Here is a 14,510-nt window from a genome sequence, read left to right as displayed (position 1 = left end):
TTTCTTGAAGGATGTTCTGGGAGTATATTATGATTTTGCTCTTGGTGGAAAATCTCCGATAGAGGTTTCAGCCAAACATATAAACCAAGGCCTGATAGAAGAAGTATGCATACTATTAACATAAGAATACCTCCTGTTTGTCAGAGTGGTTGGATTTATACTTCATATTACCAGATATTTAACTTGCATCAATATTTATACTGCATATATATGTCATGTTATTTTTATTGATCTGGGGCATTGCCCTTTTTCTTTTTTTTAGCTGTTTCAATTCCTAAAATGTGCTTTATCACTAGAACAGGCTGTTTCATAGGTCCATACACTAATACTGTAAACACCCAAATAGATTAATGTTCCTCCAATGAGAATGCCTATTAGTATGAAGGGAGGGTTAGTTCATATGATTATGTCAAAAGTTTTTATTCATCCTGGTGCACCCCGCATGAAAATTTTCCATAAACCAGTGAGTTATGAGTTTAAGGAATATAATACACTAAAAAAACTCAAAGTCCTTAACTCCCCATCAAGCAACCAAGAGGAACTTTGTAGCATATGTCAAAGCAAAGTCTCCTGTAATCCTTCTAAGCATAAGAAAAAGAGAAAAAAACCATTACGCCTCAGAAAATGGAAGCGGAGTTCGAAAAAGAAAAGTTTGTGTAATGTTTGCGTTCTTTGCTGTAAGGAACCATGTAAATGCTCAAAGCATAAGAAAAAACGATTATGTCGCTCAAAACGTAAGATACACAAATGTAAAAAGATTGTCCATAAGCGAGGTTCCAAGGGAATGAGGGGACAAGGAGGACCAAAGGGGCCTGGAGGGCTAGCAGGACCGCCTGGCCTAGTGGGACCAATGGGACCGGGAGGACCAATGGGACCGGGAGGACCAATGGGACCGGGAGGACCAATGGGACCGGGAGGACCAATGGGACCGGGAGGACCAATGGGACCGGGAGGACCAATGGGACCAGGAGGACCGAAGGGACCGGAAGGACCGAGGGGACCGGGAGGACCGAGGGGACCGGAAGGACCGAGGGGACCGGAAGGACCGAAGGGACCGGAAGGACCGAGGGGACCGGAAGGACCGGAAGGACCGAAGGGACCGGAAGGACCGAAGGGACCGCCAGGACCGCCAGGACCGCCAGGACCACCAGGACCGCCAGGACCGCCGAGACCAGCAGGGCCTCCTAAGCCTCCAGGACCGCCTAAACCGCCAGGGCCACCTAAACATGTCAGATCTTCAGCGAAAAGAGATTGTAATCATTGCTGCATGGGAGATTTTCTAAATCAACTCAAAGGCAAAACAGTGAAAGAAGTGCACACATTAGACAATTCAAATGGGAAGTATTCGAATGTGAAAATTAATTCTGTCGAGAACCTTCTTCTAAATTTCGTAAGCAACGGAGTAGAGCATTTCGTGCCTGTCCATTTAATTGTGGGCTTAGAATTTTGGGTAGCTGATTTTGATGAAAAATCGTTGAATAGTAAAGAAGAGTCTGGTAAAAAGGATTCGGATCAGTGCGAAGCGGCAGCTATGACAAACTTGTTCAAGCCATTAGTGGGTAAAGCTAAGGTGGATTTCAACACTTTGGCCGAACAACTGAACGATGTTTTGAATGCGGAAGTTATCGGACTTAACGAATGTATTGTCGTATTGTCCACACGGGATGTCGTTTTTGCCGTTGCCTTAAGCAGTATCTCCGATGTGTCAAATATAAAGGAGATAAAATCATAATTGGATTGCTAAAAAACCCTTCTGGTCATTCGTGAAAAACGTTTAACGATTTGCTTAGACGTGTTCCGATGTTCGGAAGGGTATTTGTATTTATATCCCCGTGTATATGCCCTCTAGTGATAGTAGTGGAATAAACGGTGAGACGGGTTATTCGTTTAGTACAAACTATTGTCAGGTACATATATATAAGTATGCAACAATCAAACCAATTTCAGGAGGGAAAATAACATGGCATTTGATTATTCTATACTGATGGGAAAACAAGTAAGATTGGATCGTGGAGGCCCGGAGTCTCGGCAAGGTCGGGTGGTTTCAGTAGGTTCTGATTATGTTGTTATTTATAATGAGAAGGACGGACTGGTTTACTATAACACCCAACATTTAAAAAGTATGACACAAAATACGAAGGACTCTGTTGATGGTTCGGAGACTCCAGAGACTCTGCCAGTAACGCTTAAAATTATGGAAGCAGGCAGCTTTGTTGGTTTGTTGGGCGGTATGAAAAATCTGTGGTGTCAGGTTAACCGTGGAGGACATGAAAGTGTTCAAGGAGTTGTATCCGATACCAACGCTGATTATATTACCATGGTTGTGAATCATGAGTTGGTCACTATTTTTACATTTCATATTAAAAGCATATCTTATGGAGTCAAAAAGGAAAACCAAGAAGAGAAAAAGGAACAAAAGCAGGAGAGTAACGAGAAAAAATAACTCATTTTGGCATGTTAATAGTGGAGGAAGGGGGAATCCAAATGGTAATCAATCTATCCAGTATTAGATACACATTTAATAATATTCTCCCTTTCCTGACCATTGTTATCAAACATGAAGTGCCAACAACCAATCTTTGCGAGGTGCAGGCCCATGTTTAGTATGACAACTGCTATAATTTCCACTGTTTTTGTTGCCGTCACCTTGTTAATAATTTGGCGTCCATTCGGTATTAATGAATCAATTCCGACATCAGTCGGTGCTCTGATCCTTTTAGTCTTAGGGATTGTGCCTCTTTCAGATCTATACCGTATCGGCTCTATTGTCAGTGGTGCTAGCATAACCATCTTATCCACAATTGTAATGTCTATCGTTCTTGAGAGTATCGGAATTTTTCGGTGGGCAGCTATCAATTTAGCACTGCGAGCAAAAGGATCGGGACGAGCACTCTTCTGGTATGTTAACATATTATGTTTTCTGATGACGATGTTTTTTAATAATGACGGGAGCATTCTGATTACAACGCCTATCATTATACAGACCTTAACTATACTAAATTTAAAGAACAAACAAAAAATTCCTTATCTTTTATCGGGAGCACTTGTTGCAACCGGAGCTAGTGCACCAATTGGTGTCAGCAACCTGGCCAATCTCATAGCGTTAAAATCAGTGGGATTGGACCTTAACACGTATACCGCTATGATGTTTGTACCTGCAATGATAGGGATTATAACAATAGCGTTTCTGCTATTCATTTATTTTAAGAAAGAGATCCCTGTGAAGATTATGGTTTTACATCCTGATTCTATAAACGCCATTGTGCATAATGACTCCTCAAATTATCATCCTCTTAAGGTAAACCTTAGGGAAGAACGTCTTATTGATTGGGGACTGTTTCGTATTTGCATATTCATTGTGATCTTGATCCGATGCAGTTTTTTCTTATTGACTCCTTTTGGAATCCCGACGGAATGGCCTGCTATTGTTGGAGCTATTCTGCTAATCGCCATTAGGTGGAAACGCAGAGGAACTGGTCTTAAAGATATACTAATCAAGACTCCTTGGCACATCTTAATATTCGCTTTCAGTATTTATGTCATTATTTACGGTCTTCATAATTCTGGCTTGACTCAATTTATTGTAAGATGGTTTGGTGAGACGGTTGCTCAAAGTCACTTCAACGCGATCTTTGTAATGGGGATTTTACTAACAATAATGTCAAATTTATGCAATAACCTGCCATCAGTTATGATTGGCTCTTTGTCTATACAAAGTATGGGACTTGATACCTTTACTCTGCATACCGCTTATTTGGGCAATGTCCTCGGTGCAGATATTGGATCATTACTATTACCAATGGGTACTCTGGCTTCATTAATCTGGATGCATATACTTAAAGCTCATAAAATAACCCTCACCTGGGGCCAATATATAAAAGTAACAATTCTAGTTATACCAATCGGTCTGTTATTAAGTCTCCTTTGCTTATATGTATGGTCGGGCTGGTTATTCATGTGAGAGGAGGTGAAATAAATGGATTTTTTTCAGAAGCAGCTAGGAGCTGTTATTGATGTTGAAATGATTGGCGATAAATGGCATACGGGAGTTTTAGTAGATGCAGAGCATGATATTTTGGTTGTTTATAATGGGGAGCGTTATATGTATATTCCCACTTACCATGTTCTGAACCTCAGTGTGAGCAGCCAAAAAAATTCATCTGACTTCTCCGCTCCTCCTGAAAAACCAATCAATAACGATAAACAAATTTCTTATAGGAAAATATTAATGAACGCCAAAGGAATATTCTCAGAAATCTTTGTTTCTGGAAATCAGCCTATTCATGGTTATATTACTCACGTGATGACAAATTATTTCGAGTTTTACTCCCCCGTATATAGAACTATGTTTGTCCCATTAACACATTTGAAATGGCTAACTCCATATAATAACTATCATACTCCATACCTATTGGATAAAAAATTTTTTCCTGTAAATCCTTCCGATTTGCCTCTATCCCGCACCTTTGAGGAACAGGTTAAAAAGCTGGAAGGCAGTATTGTCGTTTTTGACTTGGGGAGAAGTCATAGTAGGATAGGATTATTAAAAGAGATAGATAACAATATAGTTCATATGATTACAGCGGAGGGCAAGGCGTACTACACGAACATACAACATATTAAAAGCGTCCACTCGCCGTCTATGTAACGGAAATCTAAGGAGGTAATGAACATGCCAGGAGGAAAAGGCCCCGGTAAGCACGGCCATGAACACGGTGAACATAAGAATGAGAAGGGAAATCAAGAAAAAGAGGTAAAGGATACAAACAGTAAGGAACAAAATGAAGAAAAAGGTAAGGAAGCCGAAACGGGTAAAGAACCAAGGGAAGAAAAAGGTAAGGAAGCCGAAACGGGTAAAGAACCAAGGGAAGAAAAAGGTAAGGAAGCCGAAAAGGGTAAAGAACCAAAGGGAGAAAAAGGTAAGGAAGCTGAAAAGGGTAAAGAACCAAAGGGAGAAAAAGGTAAGGAAGCCGAAAAAGGTAAGGAACCAAAGGAAGAAAAAAGCAAGGAAGCTGATAAGGGTAAAGAACCGAAGGAAGAAAAAGGTAAGGAACAAAAAGGTGAAGAAGGTAAGAAGGCCGAAAAAGATCAAAAAGGAAAAGGAAAAGGGGATAAACGGCACTGAGGCCTATAATGTAATTATCGATGCTTAAGTAATGCCATACTCCTCCCAAGTTTCGAATCATACGAGCTTGGGTTCTTTATTTCTTATCGACATAAAAACGAAAGCCGCTTTTTAAATAAGATACTTAGTGAAGTCATGCATTCGAAGACGAGCTTGGAGATTCGAATAACTGCCATACATCAAAACGCAGTTGATGAGGCTAGGAAGCTGAAGCCAACAATCCCTAAAGTGGGTTATTACGATATACCTATTCATGACGAATTATGATCAGTCTAAAAGGAGGAGGGACAGAGTTATCAGCCCTTTATTCTAGTCTTGGCGGACACCTCTGATTTTTGAACAAAAAGGTATGATTTTTAAACTAGCTTTACATTGTTACATAACGTATCGTTAAGTGGAGATGTATTATCCATTAGTTACATGATTGAACCAGAGGAGGAGGAGGAAGATTTGGAACCGTGCTATGCGGTGGTGAACTGCAGGATTCAGCAGATGTCCCAGAAATACGAGGGGGACTACTACAATGATTGTTAAATATTAGCGAAAATGGAAGCGTTTACAATGCGGATATCCACGCCAACTAAATAAACTCGCGGGATTCAATTTGAAGGGTGCAGGGTATCTGCCTCCCGTTTTAAGAGTCTGTAAACCCTCATATCGCTGAGCTGAGTGATCTGGTAGTATATTGAAATTTTAGGAGGATAAAAGATATGGCTAAGTTTAGGCTCTCTTTCGCGCTATTATTGGCGTTTGTTTTGACATTTGCCCTCGTCCAGTTTTCGGCATTGGCGGCAGATGGAGAGGCTGAGGAAACGTTTGCGACTGTATTGAATAATGATGTTGTGCTGAATAAAAGTCCCGGCATTGCCAACACGTGGAGGCTAAGCAACGGCACATTATCGATGGATATATCGACTACTAATGGACAAATAAGTAATGTTAAAATTAACGGAAGTGCATCACTAACGGCGCCAAGTTATCCGTTCACGATTACTAATAACATAGACAGTTTTACCGTAACAAAAGTGACGGCTGTTCTCGATACTGCGGACGAGGTACATATCGCTTTGACATATGCATATACTGCTGCCACCCAAAGGTTCCAAGCGGAGCGTCATTTTGTCATGCGCAGGGGTGTCAATGGTCTATATGACTATGTAATATTGTCAACACCGGAACAAAGAGGCGGAGCGGCGGAAGTGCGTACGCTGTATGGTTTTAGCCACAATCTCCTTCCCAATGGCTATAATAGCGAAATGAACCAAACCATACCGCTCTGGAAGCCGGTGGTTCAGGATACCACATGGAAGGATCCTAATTCAGACACTATTTACTCCAAATACGACTTTGTGGGTTATCACGCCGAGAATCCTCTTGTAGGCCATTATGGCGACAATTACGGTGCCTGGATGATTAACGCCAGCTCTGAGTACTTCTCCGGCGGTCCATTAAAACAGGAATTGCTGGTACACGGTGATGATGCATTGATTCTTAACTATTTTACAGGCGGCCACATGGGCGGCGCTAATATGGACCCGCCTAACGGCTGGCAGAAGATTCACGGCCCATGGCTGATTTATTTTAATGATGCTGCATCCGTCGACGGAGGCGATCTTATAGCCGACGCTAAGAGGCAAGCGGCTGAGGAAAAAGCGAAGTGGCCTTATAATTTCGTAACAGATACTGCTAATACTCCGGGACTGTATCCTAAGGCGGACGAGAGAGCGACCGTTACAGGTAAGCTCGAAACTTCCGACGGCAGGGACTTGGGAGGCGCCATGGTGATCCTATCCGAGCCGGGCGTAGAAGTAATTCGCCAGGTCAATGGATATTACTTCTATGCTTACGCTGACGCGAACGGTAATTTCAGTATTCCTAACGTACGACCAGGGGACTATACATTGTATGTGTTCCCACAGCACGGTTCCATAATAGGGCAGCTTGAGTATGAAGGTGTAAATATTACAGCTTCAGATGGAGGAACAAAGAAAGAACTGGGAACCTTAACCTGGTCTCCTACCATAGACAACAACTATCTGTTCCAAATCGGCAAGGCCAGCCATTCCACGGTAGGCTTCCGAGGCAGTGACGAAAAGAGAAACTACTCTCTTATGCGCGACGCACCAGCGAACTTAACCTATAACGTGAACACCAGTGTTACAAAAGATTGGTATTACGCTCAGGTAAAAACCGAAACCGTCGGCTCCAGCCCCAATATATGGACATCGACTGCAAACGCTTTTGGAGCATGGCCCGGCACCGGTCCATGGGCCGAAACCGGTGCATGGAAGATTGATTTTAATTCAACTAAAGCATATACAGGTGACGCACACCTGCGTATCGCCTTTGCTGCGGTGTCCAATCAGCCCATACTGGAAATCAAGGTCAACGGAACCGTTGTTAAAGTGCTGAATTATGTAGGCAAAAACGACCAAACCATATATCGCAGCGCAAACCGCAGCGGACGCTACCTCAGCGAGGATATCATTTTTGACGCGAGCTTGCTGACAAATGGCACAAACACGATAACCATTACGAATAAGTCGAGAGACCTTATTATTGACACGAATCCGCCGCCATTCTACCGGGGTTCGGTTATGTATGATACCATCATGTTGACCACAGACGAACAGGGCAATATTGATTCGCTTAAGCAACTTGTTAATAGCGGGAAGGGAGCGGGCGATATTACGGATTCCGCTGTTACTGTGCTCCACAACTATCTTGATACTAACGCCGCTAACTTCAGCAATGCGCTTGCCGGCTTTATATCGCTGATGGATACACAAAACGTTGGTAACGACTATAAAGAACTGCTGACCATCAGCGCTAGAAATGTGGCGAATGGCTCGGGCGTCAACAAAACAACGCTTCAGGAGTTAGTCTCGACGGCTAGTTCATTCGACGAAAGTGATTACAATCCAGAGAACTGGGATGATTTTGCACAGGCTCTGAGCGCTGCTAATGCTGTTATGGCTAATGCTGGCGCTACTCAGAATACGGTTTATGCAGCGAGGAACACTCTGCAGCAGGCTATGGATCATCTCTCCCGTGCCGTACCTCCGGTTGCGGGTTATAAAGGACTTTATTACACCGACTTTGAGGACGACTCGCTGTGGGGATTTGACAGAACGGAACCGGGGCATATCTTCGCACAGGTCGATAATGTCGATATAGGCGGGAACACCAACAAAAAGTTTCAGCTTTATGCGAACAACGTAATTAACCTTGCCATGCGGAAGGCATTACCTAAACCTGTAGATAACGATAAAATGATGGTCGTATTTGACTGGTACCCCGCACCGCCAAGAAACAATAGTACGGCCAAAAGTGCCGAACTGCGTTTATTGGACGGCAACGGCGACATATTGGTCGCACTAACAAACAGACACAACACCAATCTGGGAGCCTACACGCAACTCAACCGTCCAAAAAATAATTATACCAGTGTTAAAAATACTACATTCAGCGATAAACTCGCCTGGTATACGGTAACCGTAGTTGTAGATAAGACAGCTAAGAAGATAACCGTCACCTACAAGAATAAAGCTACAAGTGCTGAGCAAGCATTGGAATTTGTTTACGATCCCGCAAAGAATGACGGCACGATCGCTTCCCTTGACGTAGTCATTCTGAGTGAGGATACTACAGGTCAGGTTATGACGACTTACTTGGATTCCATCGCTGTTTATGAAGCAGGGGCTGAAACGGCAGCAGCATCTTTAACCGGTCCGGCTTCCGTTGTACCAAGTACGCCATTTGATCTAAGCTTCAATATCAGTGCAGTGACCGAAAGCGTTTATCAAGAAGTATATGCGCAAGATCTGACGATACAGTTCGATCCCGATGTACTGACATTCGTAAAGGCGAATTCACTGACGGAAGGTTTAGAAGTTATTGAGTCAAAAGAGCTATCTCCGGGGAATATCAGATTCCTGACAGCTGCGCTTGTTAAAGACCAAGTGACTCCGGCCAATGGCAATTTCGTTAGTTTTACATTCGTTGCCAAGCCTAACGCTGTTCCAGTTAAAGCTGAAGTAGCAGTTGGGAATGTAATCATTGCCAACAGTAGGGGTCAGGAATTACATATACCGGGATCCTCCTTCACGTTCAACGTACAGAATCAACCTGTCGATAGGGCTGCTCTTCAGACATTAATTGGCTTAGCGCAATCCAAGGTTAATGCCGCAGTAGAAGGCAAGGCCGATGGTCAATATGTAGCCGGATCGAAGGCATTACTGCAAACGGTGATCAATCAAGCCCAAGCTGTTGTCGATCAAGCCTTGGTAACTCAACAGCAGATCGATCAAGCTGCAACCAACTTAACATTGGCCATTACCGCCTTCGAATCATCCAGAATTTCCGCAGATGTTAGCGGCGACGTCAAAGTAACCATTGGAGATTTGGCGATTGTGGCAGCGGGGTATGGCAAGAAGTCGACCGACAGTGACTGGAATCAATTTAAAGCTGGTGACGTGAATAAAGACGGTGTAATAGACATCGATGACTTAACAGCAGTTGCGATGAAGATATTGGAGTAATTATGTAATAGAAAGGGGGGAGGAGTCCACAAGATTCCTCCTCTTCCTTGTGCGCCCAACATGGGCGCTATCTATTATAAAAGTCCAAGATCTCCAGCTCGATAGACTAAGACTTGCTCAGTATTAATATACATCCAGTATGCTGTGCGATTTACAATCCTCAAATTGCCATCGGCTCAAGGCGTCGTGAAAGAGGCACAAACCTCTGTAAAGAACGATAAAACAAGGCTTAAAATACGTGCTCTCTAATAAAATCCTAACTACGCTCGGTGGAACCTATATTGCTGGAGGGCCGCAAATGCTGTTTCTTATAGGCAACGCAGGGGCTGCCGTAACCATTGTCGTTTCGGGCTTTTCCGAATGGATTTGGCTTTCGTTTTTTATGAAGTTTTTGCTCGGACTAATTTTTACCTGCAATCATATCAGTACGAGTACCATGATCATGCAAAACACGGAACAAGAATTCGTTGGGCGGGTAACCAGCATCTTGAATTTTATATTTTGTAGCGCTATGGTCGTCATGATGAGCGTGGCGGGTCTTGTAAAAGAAATGACTACGCTATTTGTCGCATTTTTGATTTCCGCGTGTCTTTTTGTTATTGGCATCATCATTATTCTTCCGATCTTGCGATTGCATGCAAGCCCGGGCGCGATGGCTTCGTTAACACGAGTCGGGGAAGCTACTTACCGCCTAGGTCCATGGCTACGTAATTTACAACTTAAACCGTGTACATATCGTCTCCTTATAAGAGGAAGTGATGAAGTATATTCTGAGTGATTACCGACTGCTGATGAAAGACGATTGCGAATATATAGCCGAAAAAAATGTGGCTTCAAAACGGCTATCAGGTGCGTCGTGGATTCGAAAATGAAAAGGAGTTTTTAATTAATGGAAATGAAGTTGAAAATTATTTTAACATTGGTAGTAATACTTGTCGCACTTACAGGTTGCTTAAACAAGGAAAGCAGGATTAGTGACCCAACACCACTTCCGCCTGCACCTCCAACCTCATCATCTGATTTTAAGTTATCATCCGAAGAACAAAAGGTGTATAACAACTTTCAAGAAGATTTTAATGAACAGCATTTAAAAGGGTTAGAACCAATTAGTATAGCTAAGATATACGTTCAAGCCTCATTGGATAATAAAAGAGATGTCATTTATGCTCTATACACGGATAGAAAAGAGCATGTTCTATGGACAAAAGAAGAGTTTGAAAATTTCCCGGTTTCAGACAGAGGGACAAAAGAAGAGATTCTTAAACCATTTAAAAATATTGAAACAGGTAAGTTCATACAAACAAGCGATTTTGAAGGATTTATTGAGTTTCAATCAAGAAATGAAGCAGAAGCTAAGTCTGGTTTCCAAATGATTAAAGATGAAGATGGTATCTGGAACGTTGCATTTCAACCTATTCAATAACTAACAAAGTAAATGGCTAAGTTGAAGTTAAGAATAACAGTTTACAAAAAAAGGAATCATTTGATATTATATAGTCAATATTCAAACGCGATGATTAGAAGAGTAATGGAAAATGTTCTTAAACAGAGAGCTCCGGCAGCTGAAAAGGAGCAAAGAGCTTTTCCACGAAACAAGTCTATGAGCAGCATGTCGGAACCTTCAAGGGGGATGGCATGACGGGAGCTCCCGTTATAGAGCTAGAGTATAAGCATTGCCTGCAATGCCGTACTTGAAGAGGTTAATATGGCGACATATTAATGAACCTGGGGTGGTACCACGAAAATTTCGTCCCCAAGACAGAAGGTCTTGGAGGTGAAGTTTTTTTTGTATTTAAATACCACTTTCGCGTTCTTTAGGAGGAGTCGACATTGGACAATATGAAGGAGCATTCTACCGAAAATTTTATATTAAAGTTAATTAGTGAGGAACTTGTAGAGAGAGCATTGGGCAGGGATATGTGCACAAGATTTCCTCCTGAACCCAACGGCTATCTTCATATCGGAAGCGCCTACGCCATACACACGAATTATACAGTAGCTCAAAGGTTTAATGGAACGTTTAATTTACGCTTTGACGACACGAATCCTCTTAAGGAGGACATCGAGTATGTAAATGCTATTATTGAGGATATCAAATGGCTCGGTTACGATCCGGGGGAACATATCTACTACGGTTCGGACTACTCGAACGAAATATATAACGCAGCTGCCACCTTGATCAAACGTGGAAAGGCCTATGTATGTGATTTGTCGCCAGAGGAAGTAACAGAGTATCGAGGAACTTTGACGAAGCCAGGCAAGGACAGTCCTTATAGAAACCGATCAGTCGAGGAAAATCTGGAGCTTTTTGTGAAAATGAAACATGGTAACTATCCAGCTTCATCTAAGGTTGTTCGTGCCAAAATCGATATGGGCTCACCCAATTTAAATCTACGCGATCCAGTTATTTATCGAATCATTCATGCTGAGCATTATAGGACGGGAAATGACTGGTGTATCTATCCTATGTACGATTTTGCTCATCCTATTCAAGATGCGATTGAAGGAATCACCTATTCTCTGTGCTCTATTGAATTCAAAGATCATCGTCCCTTGTATGAATGGGTCTTAAAGGAGCTTGAGATTCCTGAGCCTCCACGGCAAAGGGAATTCGGTCGGTTGAACTTAACAGGCGTCGTAACAAGTAAGCGGTTTTTGAGGCAACTGATAGATGGGGGACACGTGGACGGTTGGGATGATCCCAGACTTCCTACCCTTCGAGGATTTAGAAGAAGAGGCTTCACACCAGAAAGCATACGCAACTTTATAGAGGAGATTGGCAGCATCCGAACCCAAAGCACGGTAGACATTGCACTCTTGGATCATTGCCTAAGGCAGGATTTAAAAGAAAAAACTGTTAACGTCATGGCTGTTATGCAACCGTTAAAGGTCGTTATTACCAACTATCCGGAGGATGACGTTGAGATGTTGTTGATTGAAAACAACAGTGAAAACGAGGCGCTAGGGAAAAGAGAGGTCCCTTTTTCTAAAATAATTCATATTGAGCGCGACGATTTTATGGAAGAACCATCTAAAGGCTTTCACCGGCTTAGTCTGAATGCTGAAGTAAGGTTGAAGGGTGCGTATTTTATCAGGTGTGAGGATGTCATCAGGGATATAGCTTCAGGTGAAATTACTGAACTTCGATGTACCTACGATCCGCTTACAAAAAGCGGTACGGGGTTTACCGGGCGTAAGGTAAAGGGGACGATCCATTGGGTTTCAGAGAGGCACGCGGTTAAGGCTGATATCCATCTTTATGAGAAACTGCTGCTTGACCAAGAAATCCCGAGGGACAGCGAAGATTGGACGACATTGATCAACCCTGACTCGATGGTTACCATAATTGATGTTTTAATGGAACCTTTTGTTGAAACAGCCCATCCAGAACACAAATTCCAATTTTTACGTCATGGCTATTTTTGCTTAGATAGTAAGAACTGTAGAACCAGTGACCGTCTTGTATTTAATCGAATCGTACCGCTAAAAGATACTTGGAGTCAAAAGACCTTAAAAAGCAGCTTGAGAAATCCAGGAAATTCGTCACAGTAAAAAATGCGGAAATTTCCCTAAAGAGATACTAACCCGCAGCGTTCAATTTCATATACCATAAAATGACAATATCTTATACAATTAGATGAGATGTACAAAAAGTCGTAACAAACCAATAACAATCTAAATTCAAGGAGTGGACGTAGTGAGTATTGTAAAAGAGATTAACTGCATTTACATCCCTACAACAGATACAGAAAAATCGGCCCAATGGTATGTGCAAAACTTAGGTTTGGAGTTAATGAGACACGTCCATGAAAATCAGGCTCAGCTCCGTATTCCCTCGGGACAAGCAATATTTTTGATTAGAACTCCTGAGAGGACAACCCTGAACTACACACAAACAGAAGGAATCGAACAATGTGCACTTACCTTGGAAGTCAATGATTTTCACGGACTCTACAGTCAAATGAAAAACAATGGAGCTAATGTGTCGGAGATTGAAGATAACGAGGGCTGTGGTCTTAATTTTTATGCCTACGACCCAGATGGGAATAAACTCGATATATGGGGTGGCTGGCCCAAGTGATTTGCTATTCAACTAACGAAAGAACAATAGTTCAATAAACCACTTAGATGAAGCTGCCACGGCGATCGGCAGCTTCATTACTTTAACGAGCAAGAAGGATACATCAACATCAATTGTCGAATTCTTTGTTCGCGCGAATATATTTATTAACGGGAGGTAGGGTATGGAAATTAAGATCCGGGAAACTGCAGCAGACGATTATAACGAAGTTGTTGTCTTATGGAACGATATACTTGGAGTGCGCACGGTCACAAATGAGAACTTTCGCGTTTCAATGGAACAGATGAACAAAGCCGGTAATTACAAAACGTTTGTAGCGATACTTGAAAATCATGTTGTTGGTTTTATATCTATCGTTCATGCATTAGCTGTAGGGACTAGGAATGGTTATATGCATATAACTGGACTTGCTGTTAATAAAGACTTTCAGCGTCACAGGGTGGGAACTGAACTTCTTCGATATACTGAAGATTATGCGAAAGATCGTGAGATTTCAAGTATTATTTTATGTACCGGGATGAAGCGAACCGGTGCCCATGCTTTCTATGAGCATAACGGCTATGATAAAGATTCATACTGCTTTGATAAGACTATTAAACTTGACTAATAAATAACCATATTTTAGTGACAACAACGAGCTACAAATGCTTAACGACTCCTGATCTAACGTGTGAAAAATGAAAAAAAAACAAAAACAGAGATGCAAAAAAGAATTGCATCTCTGTTTTCATCATGGTGCCATATCATCTGTCACGAGCGTAAT

Annotated in this window: 11 protein-coding genes and 1 other annotated feature; all 11 genes read left to right on the top strand. The window is 42.2% G+C overall.

Annotation, left to right across the window (positions count from 1 at the left end; all coding sequences use genetic code 11):
• Positions 1 to 784 precede the first annotated feature (784 nt).
• The 11 genes from AC58UW_RS14630 to AC58UW_RS14580 all read left to right on the top strand — a co-directional run bounded on the left by AC58UW_RS14630 (position 785) and on the right by AC58UW_RS14580 (position 14,354).
• A complete protein-coding gene (locus AC58UW_RS14630) occupies positions 785 to 1,732 on the top strand; it encodes a hypothetical protein (protein WP_497421371.1) in 948 nt (315 codons plus the stop codon).
• Positions 1,733 to 1,960: 228 nt separating this feature from the next.
• Complete coding sequence (locus AC58UW_RS14625; protein WP_497421370.1) at positions 1,961 to 2,443, top strand: hypothetical protein; 483 nt, start codon at positions 1,961 to 1,963, stop codon at positions 2,441 to 2,443.
• A 153-nt stretch (positions 2,444 to 2,596) separates the two neighbouring features.
• Entirely contained in the window at positions 2,597 to 3,961 is a 1,365-nt protein-coding gene (locus AC58UW_RS14620; RefSeq protein ID WP_497421369.1) for an arsenic transporter, read from the top strand.
• A gap of 15 nt (positions 3,962 to 3,976) precedes the next feature.
• Positions 3,977 to 4,648, top strand: a complete 672-nt coding sequence (locus tag AC58UW_RS14615; RefSeq protein ID WP_497421368.1) for a YwrJ family protein — start codon at positions 3,977 to 3,979, stop codon at positions 4,646 to 4,648.
• Positions 4,649 to 4,672: 24 nt separating this feature from the next.
• On the top strand, positions 4,673 to 5,125 hold the full coding sequence (locus AC58UW_RS14610; protein WP_497421367.1) for a hypothetical protein: 453 nt from the start codon (positions 4,673 to 4,675) through the stop codon (positions 5,123 to 5,125).
• 710 nt (positions 5,126 to 5,835) lie between these two features.
• Positions 5,836 to 9,666, top strand: coding sequence for a polysaccharide lyase family protein (locus tag AC58UW_RS14605; protein WP_497421366.1), 3,831 nt, complete (start codon positions 5,836 to 5,838; stop codon positions 9,664 to 9,666).
• Positions 9,667 to 9,964: 298 nt separating this feature from the next.
• Positions 9,965 to 10,444, top strand: coding sequence for a hypothetical protein (locus tag AC58UW_RS14600; RefSeq protein WP_497421365.1), 480 nt, complete (start codon positions 9,965 to 9,967; stop codon positions 10,442 to 10,444).
• Positions 10,445 to 10,555: 111 nt separating this feature from the next.
• On the top strand, positions 10,556 to 11,089 hold the full coding sequence (locus AC58UW_RS14595; RefSeq protein ID WP_497421364.1) for an RNA polymerase subunit sigma: 534 nt from the start codon (positions 10,556 to 10,558) through the stop codon (positions 11,087 to 11,089).
• A gap of 81 nt (positions 11,090 to 11,170) precedes the next feature.
• Positions 11,171 to 11,424: a binding site (T-box leader), on the top strand.
• An 81-nt stretch (positions 11,425 to 11,505) separates the two neighbouring features.
• Complete coding sequence (locus tag AC58UW_RS14590) at positions 11,506 to 13,218, top strand: glutamine--tRNA ligase/YqeY domain fusion protein (protein ID WP_497421525.1); 1,713 nt, start codon at positions 11,506 to 11,508, stop codon at positions 13,216 to 13,218.
• A gap of 145 nt (positions 13,219 to 13,363) precedes the next feature.
• A complete protein-coding gene (locus AC58UW_RS14585) occupies positions 13,364 to 13,747 on the top strand; it encodes a VOC family protein (RefSeq protein ID WP_497421363.1) in 384 nt (127 codons plus the stop codon).
• A gap of 163 nt (positions 13,748 to 13,910) precedes the next feature.
• Positions 13,911 to 14,354 (top strand): GNAT family N-acetyltransferase, encoded by a 444-nt coding sequence (locus AC58UW_RS14580; protein ID WP_497421362.1) that lies wholly within the window; start codon positions 13,911 to 13,913, stop codon positions 14,352 to 14,354.
• The last annotated feature ends 156 nt before the right edge of the window (positions 14,355 to 14,510 follow it).

It is taken from the genome of Paenibacillus sp. J22R160 (genome assembly GCF_059692135.1).
This window is presented reverse-complemented; position numbering and strand designations above follow the sequence as displayed.